Origin of the sequence: Oricola cellulosilytica, from assembly GCF_019966575.1 — a bacterium.
In the GTDB taxonomy this organism is placed as follows: domain Bacteria; phylum Pseudomonadota; class Alphaproteobacteria; order Rhizobiales; family Rhizobiaceae; genus Oricola; species Oricola cellulosilytica.
In genome coordinates this window covers 185,340-202,602 of the sequence record NZ_JAINFK010000007.1, presented here as the reverse complement: position 1 = coordinate 202,602, position 17,263 = coordinate 185,340, and the positions used below count along the sequence as shown (strand labels likewise).

Below are 17,263 nucleotides of genomic sequence, written 5' to 3'. Positions count from 1 at the left end.
GCCCACACCTTCTTCTCGGCCATCTGCATCGCAGCCGCCGTCATCTTCTGGCTCTGATCAATGAGTCCTGACCCTAGACAATGAATCACTCCCAGCAATATCCCTTTGGCCGCTCTATAGTCGCACTGTCTTTCTGCGGCAAGTTACAATCTGGCGTTTCTTTCCGAACTCAACAAACCGCTGATTCCACGAGAAGATGTGTCCCCCGGTTTCACGGCGGTGCGACAATTTGGACGACGATATTCGCCGTCCGGTCGATCCCCGGACGTCATGCCGCAACGCCGGTTTGCGATGTTTCGGCATGGACTGAGGCGTCTTCCCACAATCGTATAATTTGCGAACCAAGGCGTGCCGGGTTAATCGCGAATCCGGACAGCCTCATTGGGAGCGTGCGACTTGGCCCGACTTTTTCTGTTTCGCCACGGCAAAGCGGCCTGGGCCGAGCCGGGAATGCGTGATTTCGACCGAAAACTGGATGACCGAGGCCTCGAGGAGGCAATCGCCATGGGCAAACTCATGGGAAAACGCCATCTCGTGCCCGACTTGGTGATCTGTTCTACCGCCGCAAGGGCGGTTCAGACCCTCGACGGCATCAATGAAACGCTGCATCTCAACGATGTCACCCGCTACGATCAAAAGCTGTATGCCACCGACGCGCCCGGATACCTCGAAATAGCGGCCGCAGCGGAGAGCGACGGCGACATCATGCTAGTGGGACACAACCCGATGATGGAAGATGCCGCCATTGCGCTGTCGCGGACCGGCGAGGATCACGCCTTGGACGCGCTGCAAATGGGGTTCCGAACCGGCGGTCTGGCAGTGATCCGTTTTGACGGTCCCGCATCGAGCTTCACGACGGAGACCGGGCATTTGGAAGCCTATCTCACCCCGAACGACGCCTAGGGCAGACCTGACGCGAAACGACGACGCGTTTTGCAACTCTTCGGTCGGCGCCTATATCCCGCCTAATTGATAATCGCGCGGGGCTCCAGAGATTGGCTCGACTGGTATCGATCGGCGATGAAGCGCTCATCGCCCTAGAAACAATTGCCGGCCGGGCGGCTGGCATTTTCGCACCTAATGTGCGGGTTGGGGTGACGGGACTTTCGCGCGCCGGAAAGACCGTCTTCATCACCGCACTGGTTCACAATCTGCTTCACGGCGGCCGTCTTCCACTGTTCGACCTGGTGCATTCCAGTCGCCTCTCCAGCGCGGCGCTCGAGCCGCAACCGGATGATGGCGTTCCGAGATTTGCCTACGAAAGCCACGTCCGCGATCTGGTTGAAAAGCGGGTCTGGCCTGAATCCACGCGAGCGATTTCCGAACTCCGGCTGACTGTCGAGTACGAGTCGGCAAGCGGTTGGAACCGGTTGCTTTCCGGCGGCCGGTTACACATCGATATCGTAGACTATCCGGGCGAGTGGCTGCTCGACCTGCCACTGCTGGGCCAGAGCTTTGACGAATTCTCCGCAAAGGCCGTGGCACTCGCACAAGCCGGAAGCCGCGCCGCCCTCGCTGCGCAATTTCTCACGCTCGCGCGCGAGGCCGATCCCGAAGCGCCCGCCGATGAGAAATTCGCTGCGGAACTTTCCGACGCCTACAAAAAATACCTGCAAGCCGGTCGTGACGATGGCTTGGCGCTTTCCACCCTTCCTCCCGGGCGCTTTCTTATGCCCGGGGATCTCGACGGTTCGCCAGCGCTGACCTTCGCTCCCCTCGTTCAGCGGGCATCGCGAGCCCGAAGCGGGTCGCTGCAGGCGATGATGGAGAGACGTTTCGAGTCCTATAAAGCACTCGTCGTAAAACCCTTCTTCAAGGAACACATCACCCGCCTCGACCGTCAGATTGTCCTGATCGACGCAATGCATGCGATGAACGCCGGACCCGAGGCGGTTCACGATCTCGAGCGCGCCCTGGGGGACATTTTGGCCTGTTTCAGGCCGGGGGCCGGCAACGTGATTACCGGCCTCTGGCAACGGACCATCGACCGACTGCTTATCGCCGCAACGAAGGCCGATCACCTTCACCATGAAGATCATGCCCGGATGGAAGCCATTGTTCGCCGATTAGTGCGCGGCGCAGTACAGAAAGCCGGCAGCGCAGGCGCTTCGGTGGAAACAATGGCAATCGCGGCTGTGCGCGCCACGCGCGAAGCCACCGTGATGGACAACGGCGAGAGACTTCCGGTAATCGTCGGAACGCCGGTAGCGGGTGAAAAAATCGGCGAAGCGACCTTCGACGGCGAAAGCGAAACTGCCATATTTCCCGGTGACTTACCCCGGGATCCGGATTCTATCTTCAAACCCGGCACCATACCCACCGATGAGGCCAACCGCTTCGTTCGCTTCCGGCCTCCCCGCCTGGAGAAATCCGCCAAGGGCGTGCAATTGTCGCTGCCCCACATCCGGCTCGACAAAGCGCTTCAGTTCCTTCTGGGAGACCGGCTGACATGAGCGAACAGGACCGGACGCGCAGGCCCCGCGCCTTTGCCGTCAAAGCGCCGGAGGCTCCGGCGACAGCAGCGAAACCCAAGACCAAGCCAGCAGGCAGTATGCGCAAACCTCGCGCTAAATTGCCGGGACCTTCTGTCGAGATGGACGCGGAGGATTATTTCGAACGCGATGGCAACCATGCAGACGAAGCGGTCGTCACGGCGGTCGAGCGAAAGCGCCCGCGGTTGTCATTCGCCTCGATCGCGATCGCGGCGTTCGCCTTGTTCGCCAGCCTCGCCGCCGGACTCTGGGTTGATTCAGTGGTGCGCGCGCTTTTCGAGCGAACTCCCTGGCTAGGCGGAGCCGGGTTGACGCTCACCATTGTATTCGCAGCAGCCTTGGTGGCAGTCATATTGCGGGAAGTCGGCGCTCTTTTTCGCCTGCGCAAGGTCGATCATTTGCGAACCGCGATCGAGGAGGCACTGGCCTCGACCGACAATCGGGCGCTGGCGCACACTACCAGAAGGCTGATCGCGCATATGGAGCAGAACCCGCTGACCGCGGCCGGCCGCGGTGTTCTTGCGCGCCAGGAAGGAGAGATCATGGACGCGCGGGACCGCTACGAACTTGCCGAGAAGGAGCTGTTCCGCTCCCTCGACCGGGACGCTTTCATCCTTGTGATGGGGGCATCGAAACGGGTGTCCGTTGTCACCGCGGTCAGTCCTCGTGCCTTTCTCGATATTCTCTACGTTCTCTACGAGAATTTCCGCCTCGTCCGGCGCCTTTGCGAACTTTACGGCGGACGATCCGGCGCGATCGGGAATTTCCGCTTGTTCCGCAATGTCATCGGTCACCTCGCGGTTACTGGCGTCGCAAGCGTGGGCGACGGACTCGTCCAGCAGGTGATCGGTCACGGGATGGCCTCGCGGCTTTCGGCCCGGCTCGGTGAAGGCGTCCTAAACGGCTTGATGACGGCGCGCGTCGGTATTGCCGCGATGGAAATATGCAGACCCGCGCCGTTTCATGCAGTGCGCAGACCCCGGCTCTCCTCTATCCTCTCGGTGCTCACGTCTTCGGAGCCTGCAAGGCATGAGGAAAACGAAAACTTGTAAGTCGTGGCGAGCGCGATGTAGGTTGGAGCGAACGGAGGGTTTCAATACACAGTGTTAACCATTCCCGTTAAAGATGCGCTCATCTTTCTCGAACCGTGGAAGCCACCCTATATGTCGATTCGTCCCTTGGCACTCATCACCTCCCTCGCCCTGCTTCCTGCAGCCGGCTTGTCGACCGATGCCGCCGCGAATGAGCGGGACGCCCGGTTCTTCCAGCAGATCGAAGGGAAATGGCGAGGGCCGGGCGAGATTGTGGCCGGAAAGTATAAGGGCACGAAATTCACCTGTGAGTTCAGCGGCTTGACGCCTGGGGACAACCTGGGGATGACCCTCGACGGGGGCTGCAGAGTGGGCATGTTCTCGCAGAAGATGAAAGCCACCGTCGAGCGCTCCGGCCGTTCCTATACGGGAACTTTCCTGGACGGCGCGCAAGGCGAAGGTCTTGATGTGATCGCCGGAAATGTCAGCAAGGACAACGTCGTCCTCACCCTCAAGCGCAAACAGTTGAACGGCGCAATGCTCGCTCGCCTTGCTTCGAAGGACCAACTGAACATCACGGTGTCGGTCAATGTCGGTGATACGCTGGTCCCCGTGATCGGCATGAAGCTGGACCGGCTTGATCGCGTTACGGTCGGCGCCGTCAAGTAAATCAGGTCAGGCAGTCAGTCTGATTTCGGTTTTTTCCAGCCCCTCGTTCTCAAATCCGGATGCGTATTCGCTAATCGTTCGTCCATCCAAAAGGCGGCCGCCTGCAAGCTCGGCTAGCGGCACCATTACGAAAGCTCGCTCTTTCATCCGCGGATGAGGAATCGTCAGGTTCTTATGACGGACCGGTTCATCGCCATACAGAAGAATATCGATATCGATGGTTCTGGGTCCCCAGCGCTGTTCACGCACCCTCCCGAGACTGCGTTCCGTCGCGAGCACGAGTTCCAGCAGGCTTGTCGCTGACAGCGAGGTCGCGATTTTCACGCACGCATTCAGGTACCAGTCTTGCGCGACGGGACCCCACGGCGGTGTCCGGTAAACCGAAGAAGCTGTCATTACCCGGCAGGCGTAATCGTTGTCGATGCGGTCGAGCGCGGTCCGCATGGTTTCCGCCACGGGACCGACATTCCCGCCAAGTCCAAGATACGCGATAACCGGATCAGTCACGATCTTCGCCGTCCGCCTGGTAAACGATGCGGACTTCGACGTGGTCCAGAACGCCGGGCACCGGCGCGTTCGGCTTGCGGACGGTGATGTCCGCCGTGACGATCTGCGAAAACCGCCTGCAGAGCGCCTTCGCGATCTCAAGACCGATCGCCTCGATCAGATACCGTCGTTCGCCAGTGACAATTCGCTCGATCTCCTGAAATGCAACGCCATAGTCGACGGTTCCGGCGATATGATCGTCTTCGAGCGCATCACCCGCATCCACTGTCAAAACGGCATCGACATAGAAGCGCTGGCCAAGAAACTCTTCCTGATCGAACACGCCGTGCCGCGCGAAGAAGGCGCAGTTCATCATTCGGATCTGATAAATCAAGGGAAACTTCCTGCCTTGCGCGCCTGGGTTTTATCGCTGTTGGGCGATCATAGCATCAGCTATGGCCAGCGCATCGCGGTTGATTGCGACATCGTGGACCCGGAAAACCGCCACACCCGCGGCTCGCAGCAGCGCCGTGGTCGCAGCCGTGCCAACCGCGCGCTCGGTGGTAGGCCGCTCCGTCGCATGACCGATAAACCGTTTCCGGCTCGTGCCGGCGAGAATCGGAAAACCGATAGAGTGCAACTCCCCGATACGCGCCATGAGCGCAAAATTCTCCCTCTCGTCCTTCGCGAAGCCAAACCCTGGATCGATGACGATCTGTTCGCTGCGCACGCCAGCCTTGGCTGCAATTTCGAGGGATCGCTCGAAAAAGGCGACTTGGTCGGCAATCACATCCTCGCGTTTCTTGCGGCCCCGGCCGGTGTGCATAATGCAAAGGCCCGCCCCGGCCGCCGCAGCAACATGCGCGATGTCTGGTTCACGCTGCAATCCAGACACATCGTTGACTATGTGCGCTCCTGCGGCCACAGCCTTTTCGGCCGTCCCCGCACGGTAGGTGTCGACGGACAGGAGGGCATTGGGCAGAGCCGCCCGCAACTTGGCAAAAACCGGCAGAATTCGGGCCTGCTCGGTCGTTGCGTCAATCGGATCCGCGCCGGGCCGGGTGCTCTCGCCGCCAACATCGAGAATCGAGGCACCCTGACTGAGAAATCCGCGCGCGCGCGCGGACGCGTCGTCTATCGACGTAAGCTCACCCCCATCCGAGAAGCTGTCCGGCGTCACGTTTAGGATACCCATAAGGAGACCGCTGGGGCCGAGGGTAAGACTGCGCCCTTGCGCAAGTGCCCAATGTCTCGGCTCGAACAATCCCTGCGGTGCCGTGGTTACCTGCATCCAACGCTCCGCGAAGCGTCAGGCTTGTCTTTCAGGCACATGAACAACTAAGCCATCGAGATCATCGGACATCTTGATTTGACACGACAGTCGCGAAACCGGTTTCGGTTCATATGCGAAGTCAAGCATGTCCTCTTCCATGACGTCCGGCTTTCCGACTGTCTCGGACCACTCGTCGTCAATGTATACGTGACAGGTGGCGCAAGCGCAGGCCCCGCCGCATTCGGCCTCGATTCCCGGAACACTGTTCTTGACGGCATTCTCCATCACCGTCGAACCGCTCTCAGCGTCGATCTCAAATCGGGTGCCGTCAAAGGAGACGACAGTCAGTTTCGGCATAAGACGCTCCGGCGGGTTGGGAAGTGCGATTTACCTGCCGCGAATTAACCCGGCTCCCGGCAATGTCAACCCGGCCGTTCTGGACATCCGCCCGCGGGGAGCGCTAACGCAAGAGCGAGGCGATATAGTCGCGAACTGTTTCGACTTCTCGAAGCAGTTCGGTCACTGGTGCCGGATCGTCCGGGGCGGTTTCGATGCGCGATGCGCATTCGGCAAGTCCGAAGGCGCCAATGGCACGCGCTGCCCCTTTCAATGTGTGAGCATTTCGCTTTCGCGCGGCGCAGCTCCGGTGTCCGGTCAAATCCTTTCCGAGTGATGCCGCCTGCCTAGAAAAAAGGCTCAGCACCTCCTCTTCGAGTGCGCGATTGCCACCGGTTTGTCTGGAAAGGAAGACAAGATCGACCGGCCGCTTATCACCGCGCAGTTCGCATGGCGTGTCCGGCGAAGCGAAAATTGGAGGGTTTTTCGAATCCATGGTGATATCCCCGTTGCTCCCTCAGACAGATGATCCCATCCAAAAGTGGCCGGGGAGTTAACCGGCTTCATTTACGTCAGGTAAAAAAATCCGTCATTTGAGCCCGCTCGCCATCGCGTTAACTTTATCTTTAAACTTTTGGGAATTGCCGACATATCGAGTTTCAATCCGGCACCTGTCCCGTTACGATACGGGTAGGTCTTGGTGCGCAAGATGAACACAGTTGCGCCCACATTATGGTATGTCACGGATTGTGGTGCCGTTCGGCGAGTCCGCCATGACGGTTTTATGAGTGAGGCGGGGTATGGCGGTAAACAAGAACGCTGCGAACATCGATTTGGATATGGAAGCGGCGCTGGAGGAAGCACTCGAAGTCGGACTCGAGGACGATCTGGATTTCGACGACGAATTGTCGCTCGATGATTTCGAGAAACAGGTCGCAGCCGCCGCGAGTGAACTGGCCGAGGACTCCACAACAGATGACCACGGGGCAGAAGAGCCTTCTTCGACGGGGTCGAAGTCGGTCGCTGCACAACAGCCGGCGACGTCCACTTCCCCGACAGCTGCAGCCGAAACTTCACCTCCAGTTTCACCGACCCCGACCGCCGATCCGGCGTCCCGAGAGACCACCTTCAGGGCTGCTAATGATGACGATGCACAGCGTGACTACGCCGCGCTTCTTTCGCGGCTGCAAGGCAAACCGTTGCGCGGCCCGCACATAACAGCGTGGATTGCCAGCGTGCTCTGGGCCGCAGGCGGAATGGTTCTCGCGCATCTCCTATACGCTCCAGATGTTTGGCGGATCCGCTCGATTGAACAACTTCGCGAGATGCCCGGTGTCATCGCCATCCTTATAGGCATTGTCGTACCGGTTGTCGTGTTCTTCGGCGTTGCAGCACTGCTCCGGCGTTCCCAGGAGATGCGTCTCACCGCGCGGTCGATGAGCGAGATCGCCCTGCGCCTCGCCGAACCCGAAAACCTCGCCCAGGAACGCATTGTGACCGTCGGTCAGGCTGTTCGCCGTGAGGTTGCCGCTATGGGCGAAGGTATCGAACGGACCATAGCGCGGGCAACCGAACTCGAATCGCTCATGCAGACAGAAGTGTCGGAACTCGAGCGCGCCTACACCGACAATGAAGTGAGGGTGCGGTCACTGCTGACCAATCTCAGCAATGAACGAGAGGGAATTATCACGCACTCCGAGCGCTTGCGTGCTTCGATCGCCGGTGCGCATGAGCAATTGCGTGACGAACTGACGGATTCGGCCGAGTTCATTCGCGAGAATGTGCAACATGCGTCGACCCAGCTCAGCATCTCGTTAAACGATGCGGGCGCATCGCTCATAGCGAACCTTAACGATAGCGGAGCGGAAGTAAATCAGACGATCGCGGCGCGTCTTGAAGAGGTCTCTGGGCAGATTCGCGACTCCGGCGAAATATTTGCCAATCTGATCGATACGCGGATCGCTAATTTGAGCGAGAAGACCGACGACGCCAGTCGGCGTCTTTCGGAAAGCTTGGAAGCACGGGCGACAAACCTCGTCGCCGTACTGGGAAGCACCGCCACTAATCTCACCGACGAGTTCGACGAACGCATGGAGTTGATGCGCCGTACGCTCGACGAACGCGGACAGCAGCTCATTGGCGACTTTGAAACACGCGTCCAGTCGATCAATCAGGGCACCGAGAAACTCAACGCGGCACTCGATGCGCGTGCCCGTCAGATCAATGAAGTGCTGCTCGAGCGCACCCGCTCGATCGCCGATACATTCGCGCATGGCAACGCGCAGGCAGGTGCCATTGCCGACAAGGCAGGAAGTACCTTCGCCGAACAGGCCGGCAAGATGGAGACGACGCTCTCGGCCATTCTGGAAGAAAAGACATCGGCATTTAATGCCAAGCTGAACTCGATAACCGAGGGCATAGCGGGGAGTGTCGGCGACAAGACCGATGAACTGCTCCACAAGCTGGACGAGAAAACTTCAGCAATCTATGGCGCGGTCGGTCACACAACCGAGCGCATCTCGACAGCATTCGACGAGCAATCGGCTAAGATTGGCGAGACGATCGACTCCCGCACGCAAATGCTTGCCGACGAACTCGCACGCAGGTCGGAAGACATGGCGGCTTCGCTCGATTCTCGTTCTGACGAGTTTGCCCGGACTGCAATGCAGTTCGGTCAGACATTCGATTCGCAGACGGGTTCGCTGATCGAGCAGGTGTCCAGTCACGCCGACCGAATCGCCGCGACACTCGACGAGAAATCCAGTTTCCTTGATTCTACCGCCTCGTCTTTTGGCCAAGCTATTGAGGGCCGGATCTCGGCGGTTACGACGGCACTCGAAAGCCGCGCCGCCGAATTCGAAGGCAAGGCAGAGCATTTCGAGCGGTCGTTGGACGACAAGACTGCGGCAGTTACAGGCGCGCTAGACGAGAAGACCGCATTCCTCAGCGAAACGCTCGATGAGAAGACGATGCGCTTGAGCGCTACGCTCGGACAACGGACCAGCGCCCTTGCTGACAGCATTTCAGGCGCCACGAACACGATGGAGAAATCACTCGCGGATACGCAATTTCGACTTGAGGCCTTGCTCGCCGAGCGCACAGCCGGTCTGCAGTCCGCAGTGGAAGACAAGACCAATTCAGCCGTTATCGCACTCTCGCGAAGCACCGAGGCGCTCGATCAGCTGTTTTCCGAGAACTCCGGCATGGTCGAAGAGCGTACGGAAACGATGAAGAAGGCACTGTCGATGGGGATCGACAATGTGCGTCAAACCCTCGAAGAAAGTGCGGGTCTCCTCGCCCGTTCTCTACGTGATAGTGTTGCCACGGCGCGGGCCGATCTCGAGGCCGAAGCAGCCAAGACTGGTCAAGCGCTCGGCGATCAGGGCGACGGATTTGTCGCGCAGCTCACCGAACAGCTCGCACAGAATCACGCCCGGATTGCTGCCGACCTTGCAGCAAACGAGCAGCGCCTCGCCGAGCAAGCAACGCGCCTTAATGAGCAGGCTGGCGAGATGCTGGACGCGCTGGAAAAACGCGCCATCGATGCCACCGGAAATATCAGCGAGGCGACGAGCAGTGCCGTTAAGGCGTTCAGTGAACGCACTTCGGAACTCTCCGAACTCCTGTCTTCACGGACCAGCGACATCGAGCAACTTATCGAAGGGTCGACGAAGCCGCTGATCGAACGGCTCACCAGTGACGGTCGCATGCTTGCCGAACAACTCGAGGAAGCTACAAATGCGGCAACCGAACGCCTCAAGGCAGAGAATGCGGCCCTCATCAGCGCGATTGCCAATCGCACCGCCGACACTGTAATGGCTGTCGAGAGCGCCCAGTCGAACCTTACAGACAGTGTTGGGAGACTGATCGACCGTCTATCTCATTCGAACCAGTCACTCAGTTCGCTGATTGAGTCGGCGACGTCGAACTTGAGCGAACTCGACAACCGGCTGGAGGACACGACGTCGACCTTCGCGCAGAAGGCGGGACGTGCAGCCGAATCCATCGCGACCTCGGTGAGCGTTCTCGACAGCAATACCTCCAAGCTCGGCGACGTCTCTTCGCGGACCTTGGGCGAGGTCGCTTCCATCGCCTCGCGGTTCGAGGAACACGGCAAGGTTCTCGCATCGGCATCCGACCTGCTGAACGTCGCGCAATCCGGTCTTTCAAACACCCTCGACGATCGCCGGGAGGCATTGGAGGCATTGTCCGTGGGTCTGGTCGGCAAATCGGAAGAAATTCAGAAATTGATGCGCGCTTTCGAAGGCATGGTGACAAGCGCCTTCGGCAACGCCGAGGAGCGCGCGCGCAATTCGGCGGAAGAACTGTCAGCGAGTGTTCGCCGCGCCGCCGAAGAGGCAGAGGGCTATGCCCGAACCTCGGCGGAAGCCGTCGCGCAAAATGTCCGCGAGGCAATCGAGTCGGCGCTCCACCGGTCCACCGGCGCAGCCGACCAGATCAACAGCACAATTGGCGAGGCTGTCGAGGAATCGCTGAAGCGTTTCGAGGGCGCCACGGGCGAGATGCGTCGCATCGCCCAGGACATGCGCCAGGATCTGACGGAAGCACGGGAGGAGGTTCGCAAGGGGATATTCGATCTCCCGGAGGAAACCCGCGAATCGACGAGCGCGATGCGCCGCGCTGTATCCGAGCAGATCAACGCTCTCAAGGACCTTTCCCGAATTGTGGAAAGTTCCGGACGTGCATTCGATATCGGTCGTCAGGGGGCCCAAGGCGAAAAAAAGCCCGAGAGCGCGGCGGCGGGGTCGCGTTCTGATCCCGCGTCCAGGCCAGTCGCGCCCGCCCGGCCCACACCGCAAAGCCATCCCTCTTCCTCTTCGTCCTCCGGTGAAGACGCGCTACGCAAGGCATTCGATTTCGACCGTCCGGAAGCACTGAAGAGGTCTGACGCGGAACGCTTCGAAGAACCGTCCCACACGGGCGGATGGGTAAGCGATTTGCTTCGCCGTGCGTCGACGTCCGATGATGAACCGGCGCCGCGATCGGCGCCGCGTGTCGAAACTGAACGCGCGCGGGACCCGCTCCACACGGTTGAATCCCTGAATTCCCTTTCGGTCGACATTGCACGTGCTATCGATCATGAAGCATCGATTGAACTGTGGGACCGCTACCGCCGTGGCGAACGCAATGTGTTCACGCGGAAGCTCTATACGCTCAGAGGGCAGCAAACCTTTGACGAGATCAAGCGGAAGTACGAGAGCGACAGCGCATTCCGCTCATCGGTCGATCGTTACATCGGAGATTTCGAACGTCTTCTGGGCGACGTGAGCAAGAATGACCGGGAAAACATCATGACTCAGACCTATCTCACCTCCGATACCGGAAAGGTCTACACGATGCTCGCCCACGCAGCCGGGAAGCTGCGCTGAGATCTTCAAGTAAAAAAAAGCAGAGGGGCCCGTGGGACCTAATGTCCGACGGGCCTCATATTTTTGAGGTAGTCCACGCCACGATATCGCGGGTGACCGCCTCGAACGCACTATCGAGCGCTGCGACGTAGGCGCTATTGCTTCCACTACTGCTGACCACGCGACTCTCGAATACGCGCTCGCTCGCAACGACACCATTTCGGTCGTTGAGTATCTTGACTGCGACAGCCACCCGTGCGGTGTTGGTCAGCGCTTCAATGCCGAACGCGCGGATATCCGTGACAATCTGATAATCAATCGCCAGACCCTGCCCCGGCAACCCTACCCCTTTGAAGCGGTCAGCGTTCTGGAAGGCCTGCGCCAGGCGAACCTGAACCAGCTTGGGTAGTCTGTCGCTCCATTGCGACTCGTCGAGATATCGAATCGTCAATGGATCGGTCTGAACAACGATATTCTGCGAATCGAGCGCCTTGAGCGCTGCTGGTTCAGCGATGAGGATTTGTGTTCCCCTGCGAACAGGCGATGTCTCCGAAATGGTCGGAATGTTTATTTCGTATGTATCCGCGATCGGCTTCGCTCCGCCAATTGCGGCGCAGCCACCCAGCGCGACCATGCAGACGCCCGATATTCCGATTCGAAATGACCCCATCAGATTGTGCACTTTCCTCAAGAAGGCCCACTCCGGCCTCGCCCGCGCTCGCGTACGACTGATATCCGGAAGCCACTCACAGTCAACGCCTCTGGCGGCCATCAAAGGTCTTCACGTTACCTTCTCCCCCGAAGATCAGACGCTGCGGGTTACGCTCCAGATCGGTAATCGACTCCTCGATACGCGAGACCGACCGGCGAGTATCGTTAATCAGGCCCTGAACGTCGCGAAGTCCCTGGTCGGAAAACCGCTCCAAGCCATTGGCAATCGAATTGATCCGGGCATTCAGAGTGTCTGCCACCTGCCGGAACGACCGGAGGGTTTCCCTAGCATCAACCATGAGCGATTCGCCTTCGTCCGATCCCAAGAGATTGTCGACCTTCTCCAGTATTCCGTCCACTCGCACTGAGGCGGCGTTCAAGCGATCGGCCAATTGCTGGGTATTGGAGATGATTCCCTGAATATCCTCGTTGCGCTCTCCGAGGCCAGCAGTCACCTGCTGGACTTGATCGAGCGCTGCCCGCGCCGACTCGCCCGCCTTGGATATGTTTTCAACTGCCGCCGTGACCTGCTCAGGCGGTATCGCATCCAGCAGCGAGTCGACGCGGTCGAAACTCGTACCCACCCGTGAACCGACCCCCTCGAGATCGGCCAGAAGTTTGGAGGCGTTCTGGCTGATTTCATCGAACTCGCCCGAGGCTGCGCGCGCATTGGCCATGAACTTTTCGGCATCCAGCGAAATTCTGTCGATGCGCTTCATGACCGCCTGGACATCCTCGTTGCGGTCGCCAAGGCCTTCGGTGACTGCGGCAATTTCCGCGACCGCTTTGCGGGCCGACGCGCTGGTTGCGGTAACATCGTTCAAGGTGGCGTTGAGTTGATCGGGAGGCAGTGAATCAAGAATTGCATCCACACGATCAAAGGACCCGTTCACGCGGGCCCCAATACCCTCCAGATCCGTGACAACAAGCGACACCGACTTGGTCACCTCCTCGAACTGGCCTGACACGCCCTTAAGACTCTCCGTGAACCCTTCGACATTGCTGACGATCGACTTGATCTTGGCAGGATCGACCGCGGCAAGGAGGTTTTCGACGCCCTGCAGGGTTCCATCCAGTTTCCCCGAGACGTCTGCCAAGGCGGCGCCGACGCCGCCAACACCTCGGAGAAATTCATCGATCTGATCCGAGTTGTTGCCAAGCGCTTCGCTGAATTTCGAGGCGTTCTGCAACGTCACCGAGAGCGGCTCGCGCACATCCTGCACAAATCCTTCAAGCTCGCTCAGAACCCGGTCCGTCCGATCGAAGATGTCCTGCGCAGTGGCGAGCAGATTGTTGACCGCGGACGGATCGGCGGTGATCGTCGGCACCGCTCCTTCCTCGAGCGCCTGCTGAAAAATGTTTGGCTGTTGTGTGTCGCCGCCCTCAAACTCGATATGCGCAATTCCCGTCAACCCCGTAAAGCCAAGCACGGCTTTTGTCGACGCGGTAATAGGCAGGTTCCGCCTTACGACGGTCTCGGCGATAACGACACGTGGGTTCTCCTGATCGAATCGCAGCTTCGTCACCTTACCGACGTCGATACCATTGAACTTGACCACACTTCCTACACCAAGACCCGTGACCGACCCCTCGATCACTACGTTCAGTCTGGTTGTTTCCCCACCGGTATCGACGCGGGCGATCCAGTAGACAAACGCAAACGCGGCAGCGAACACAAGAAGCGTGAATGCGCCGACAGTTACGTAATTTGCCTTGGTTTCCATTCTTCAGCGTTCCATACAGGCGATTCGCGTTTCTTCAGGCAGGTCAATCCGGCGCGCCCGCTTGCCTCTGAAATATGATTTCACCCAAGGCTCGTCGGATTTAAGCATTTCGGTGATTGTTCCGGCCACCAGAACCTTCTTGTTTCCAAGTACGGCGATTCGATCGGCCACCGTGAAGAGGCTGTCCAGATCATGAGTGACCATATAGACAGTGAGGCCCAAAGTATCGCGCAACTTGGCGATCAGTTCATCGAATTCCGCTGCCCCTATCGGGTCTAGTCCTGAAGTGGGCTCATCAAGAAAAACGATGTCCGGATCGAGCGCAAGCGCGCGCGCAAGCGCGGCGCGTTTGATCATTCCTCCCGACAACTCAGAGGGGTATTTGTTCGCGGCTTTGCCGGACAGGCCAACCAGTTCGAGTTTCAGTATCGCCAGTTCGTCCATAAGCCCCTTTGGCAGCGTGAGGTACTCACGCATGGGCACCTGAATGTTCTCTTTAACGGTCAATGAGGAAAACAGCGCTCCATGCTGGAAAAGAACCCCCATCCGCATGTCCACTAGAATGCGCTCTTCATCGCTAATTCTGTCGAGATCACGTCCCAAAACGACGATCTGGCCGTTTTGTTTTGGGTTCAATCCTAGAATGCTTCGCAGCAGTACTGACTTTCCGGTCCCCGACGCTCCAACGAACCCCAGGATCTCGCCCCGGTAAACGTCGAGGTCGAGATCGTGCAGGACGACATGATCGCCGAACTGCACATGAATGTCGCGCACACTTATGATCGGGTCGTTTTCGGCCATCAGAAATCGATAGCTGCAAAGAACATCGCGAAGGCGCCATCCACGACAATAACAATGAAAATCGATTTCACGACCGAGGCGGTTACCCGCGCGCCAAGCGACTCGGCGCTTCCGCCCACCTTCATCCCTTCTACCGAAGCAATGATCCCTATGATGATTGCCATGAAGGGGGCCTTGATCAGGCCGGCGTAGATCGTACTGAGATCCACCGCATCGCGGACCCTCGTAATAAACGCATCAGGCGAGATCCCCGAATAGGTTTGCGCAACAAACATTGCGCCGGCCAGCGCGGCAAGGTTGGCGATGAAGGTCAGGAGTGGAAGCGCAATGACCAGGGCCACCAGGCGCGGGAATACCAAAACGCCGACAGGATTGAGGCCGATAACCGTTAACGCATCGACCTCTTCGCGCATTTTCATAGAGCCGATTTCTGCGGTGATCGCGCTTCCCGAGCGGCCCGCAATCATGATCGCCGTCAATAATACGCCGATCTCGCGAAGCACCAGAATGCCCACAAGATCCACAACAAATATCTCGGCGCCAAAGTAACGAAGCTGAAATGCACCCTGTTGCGCGATAATGGCGCCGATGATGGTCGACATCAGCAGGATGATGGGAATCGCGGTAACGCCGGTACGATCGATCTGGTTTACGACTGCCGGAATACTAAGCCCGCTGCCGTGGCCTAGCTTCATTTGCGAGCCGCGTACGGCCGCGCCCAGGATGTGAAGTCCCATTTGCAGATCGTTGCGAAAGCCGTAAACGGCTAAGCCTATGGTCGACAACATGCGGTTCAAAATCGAAGCGCGAGTTCCGTTGCTATCGTCCTCATCGATGTCTTCCATCGCACGCGCTATCGCTTCGAGAAGCACTTTGTGCGATGTCCGCATTCCGTCGATCGAAGCTTCAATCCCGCGAACCTTGGCCGAACGCAACAACCTATAGATCATCCACGCACCTGCGGTGTCGAGGTACGAGATGTCGCTCATCTCGATCCTGAGACGTTCTCCGGACAACTTGTTCTCGAGCAAGCGCATTTGCTGATCAATCGAGCCAACGCTGTATGTGGCCCACACACCTTCGAAAATCACCTCGGTAAGGCCGGCATTCTGTCTTGTTTCAAGACGTGGTTTCGCAACCGTCCGTCCGAGCGGGAGCGCATCGATTTCCGGAGTGTTCTTTTCCGTATGCACCGCGTTAGCCATGACGTTATTACTATCGGTCGTAATGTGTTGTGTCTGCGGCCTTCGCGCCACACCACACCCAATTTCCGTCGCTACACCGAGGTTGTCGAGGAATGAAATTCTCAGGGTGCCAGATTGAAGCGTGGTCGGAAGAATATCCGATCAATGGCGTGTTTCGAATATCCCGCGACAGCAGGAAGACGGCGCAGGTTGTGGTGTGCCGAGTGATCTGCGACGGTCATTCTGGTGTCGCGGAGTGCGTCCCCTACCCCCGTTATGGCGAGTCGGTCGAATCAGTTCTTGCCTCGATCAAGGAAGCGGCGACGGCGTTCAATGGCTCGGTCGATGGCGATACGCTCGACGAAAAAATGAGGCCGGGCGCGGCGCGCAATGCTCTTGACTGCGCCCTATGGGATTTAAGAGCAAAAATGACCGGGCGACACGCTCACACGATCGCGTGCACGCTTCCTCCACGGCCGGTCGAAACCGCCTTCACCATCTCGCTCGACGATCCCGACAGAATGTCGGACGCCGCGCGCGCAGCGTCCAGTCGGCCAGTGTTGAAGATCAAACTTGGCGGCAATCACGACATTGCAGCGATGCATGCCGTTTCCGCAGCCGCTCCCAACAGCCGTATCATCATCGATGCAAATGAGGCATGGACGCCGGAAGCGTTGCCGGAGCTCATGCGCGAGGCCGCCGGGGTACATATCGCTTTGATCGAACAACCCCTCCCAGCCACCGAGGACGCATTCCTGCATGAAATCCCTCATTCGGTGCCAATTTGCGCTGATGAAAGCGCCCACACGACGGACGATCTCGAATCCTTGCGCGGACGATACGACATCATCAATATAAAACTCGACAAGGCGGGGGGACTGACCGAAGCGCTCAAGATGAGGAACCGGGCTCGGGAGCTGGGCTTCGGGGTCATGATAGGATGCATGGTTGGAACGTCTCTGTCCATGGCTCCAGCCGTGCTGCTTGCCCAGGACGCCGATTATGTTGATCTTGACGGCCCGCTGCTGCTCGCGAATGACCGAACACCAGCTTTGCGCTATGCCGGAAACACCGTATCACCGCCGCGTCGCGACCTGTGGGGGTAACACACAAAGAAGAACGATCAGATTGCGCCTGACCCACGAGGCGTCCGGCGCGAGCGGCCTGGTCATCAGCATAGGAAGACT

At 58.7% G+C, this 17,263-nt stretch carries 15 protein-coding genes; 6 read left to right on the top strand and 9 right to left on the bottom strand.

Annotated elements, in window-relative coordinates:
- The first annotated feature begins 396 nt into the window (after window positions 1-396).
- The 4 genes from LC298_RS16665 (at window position 397) to LC298_RS16650 (ending at window position 4,192) form a co-directional block, all read left to right on the top strand.
- The gene (locus LC298_RS16665; protein WP_223385711.1) at window positions 397-903 is read left to right on the top strand and encodes a SixA phosphatase family protein; all 507 of its coding nucleotides are present in this window, start codon (window positions 397-399) and stop codon (window positions 901-903) included.
- Between the two features lie 92 nt (window positions 904-995).
- On the top strand, window positions 996-2,453 hold the full coding sequence (locus LC298_RS16660) for a YcjX family GTP-binding protein (protein WP_131570694.1): 1,458 nt from the start codon (window positions 996-998) through the stop codon (window positions 2,451-2,453).
- Entirely contained in the window at window positions 2,450-3,544 is a 1,095-nt protein-coding gene (locus tag LC298_RS16655; protein WP_131570696.1) for a YcjF family protein, read from the top strand. The genes LC298_RS16660 and LC298_RS16655 overlap by 4 nt, the downstream gene beginning before the upstream one ends.
- A 111-nt stretch (window positions 3,545-3,655) precedes the next feature.
- Window positions 3,656-4,192 (top strand): hypothetical protein, encoded by a 537-nt coding sequence (locus tag LC298_RS16650; protein WP_131571137.1) that lies wholly within the window; start codon window positions 3,656-3,658, stop codon window positions 4,190-4,192.
- Between the two features lie 6 nt (window positions 4,193-4,198).
- Here the strand turns inward: LC298_RS16650 and folK are convergent, their stop codons facing one another.
- From folK to LC298_RS16625, 5 genes are all read right to left on the bottom strand, one after another.
- Complete coding sequence (folK, locus tag LC298_RS16645; protein WP_223385710.1) at window positions 4,199-4,699, bottom strand: 2-amino-4-hydroxy-6-hydroxymethyldihydropteridine diphosphokinase; 501 nt, start codon at window positions 4,697-4,699, stop codon at window positions 4,199-4,201.
- On the bottom strand, window positions 4,692-5,069 hold the full coding sequence (gene folB / locus LC298_RS16640) for a dihydroneopterin aldolase (RefSeq protein WP_223385714.1): 378 nt from the start codon (window positions 5,067-5,069) through the stop codon (window positions 4,692-4,694). The genes folK and folB overlap by 8 nt, the downstream gene beginning before the upstream one ends.
- Before the next feature lie 33 nt (window positions 5,070-5,102).
- Window positions 5,103-5,969, bottom strand: coding sequence for a dihydropteroate synthase (gene folP, locus LC298_RS16635; RefSeq protein WP_131570698.1), 867 nt, complete (start codon window positions 5,967-5,969; stop codon window positions 5,103-5,105).
- Window positions 5,970-5,987: 18 nt separating this feature from the next.
- Window positions 5,988-6,308: a 2Fe-2S iron-sulfur cluster-binding protein gene (locus LC298_RS16630; protein ID WP_131570700.1), complete on the bottom strand. Its 321-nt coding sequence runs from the start codon at window positions 6,306-6,308 to the stop codon at window positions 5,988-5,990.
- 103 nt (window positions 6,309-6,411) lie between these two features.
- Complete coding sequence (locus LC298_RS16625) at window positions 6,412-6,783, bottom strand: Hpt domain-containing protein (protein ID WP_131570702.1); 372 nt, start codon at window positions 6,781-6,783, stop codon at window positions 6,412-6,414.
- A 304-nt stretch (window positions 6,784-7,087) separates the two neighbouring features.
- Between LC298_RS16625 and LC298_RS16620 the strand changes: the two genes are divergently transcribed.
- On the top strand, window positions 7,088-11,677 hold the full coding sequence (locus LC298_RS16620) for an apolipoprotein A-IV repeat region-like domain-containing protein (protein ID WP_131570704.1): 4,590 nt from the start codon (window positions 7,088-7,090) through the stop codon (window positions 11,675-11,677).
- A 55-nt stretch (window positions 11,678-11,732) separates the two neighbouring features.
- Here LC298_RS16620 and LC298_RS16615 read toward each other — a convergent pair whose 3' ends face one another.
- From LC298_RS16615 to LC298_RS16600, 4 genes are all read right to left on the bottom strand, one after another.
- Entirely contained in the window at window positions 11,733-12,290 is a 558-nt protein-coding gene (locus LC298_RS16615) for an ABC-type transport auxiliary lipoprotein family protein (RefSeq protein ID WP_223385709.1), read from the bottom strand.
- 118 nt (window positions 12,291-12,408) lie between these two features.
- A complete protein-coding gene (locus LC298_RS16610) occupies window positions 12,409-14,091 on the bottom strand; it encodes an MlaD family protein (protein ID WP_131570706.1) in 1,683 nt (560 codons plus the stop codon).
- Window positions 14,092-14,094: 3 nt separating this feature from the next.
- Window positions 14,095-14,892: an ABC transporter ATP-binding protein gene (locus LC298_RS16605; protein ID WP_131570708.1), complete on the bottom strand. Its 798-nt coding sequence runs from the start codon at window positions 14,890-14,892 to the stop codon at window positions 14,095-14,097.
- A complete protein-coding gene (locus LC298_RS16600) occupies window positions 14,892-16,148 on the bottom strand; it encodes an MlaE family ABC transporter permease (protein ID WP_223385708.1) in 1,257 nt (418 codons plus the stop codon). The genes LC298_RS16605 and LC298_RS16600 overlap by 1 nt, the downstream gene beginning before the upstream one ends.
- Window positions 16,149-16,189: 41 nt before the next feature.
- Here LC298_RS16600 and dgcA point away from each other — a divergent pair, with 41 nt between their 5' ends.
- Window positions 16,190-17,182: an N-acetyl-D-Glu racemase DgcA gene (gene dgcA / locus LC298_RS16595; protein WP_131570710.1), complete on the top strand. Its 993-nt coding sequence runs from the start codon at window positions 16,190-16,192 to the stop codon at window positions 17,180-17,182.
- The last annotated feature ends 81 nt before the right edge of the window (window positions 17,183-17,263 follow it).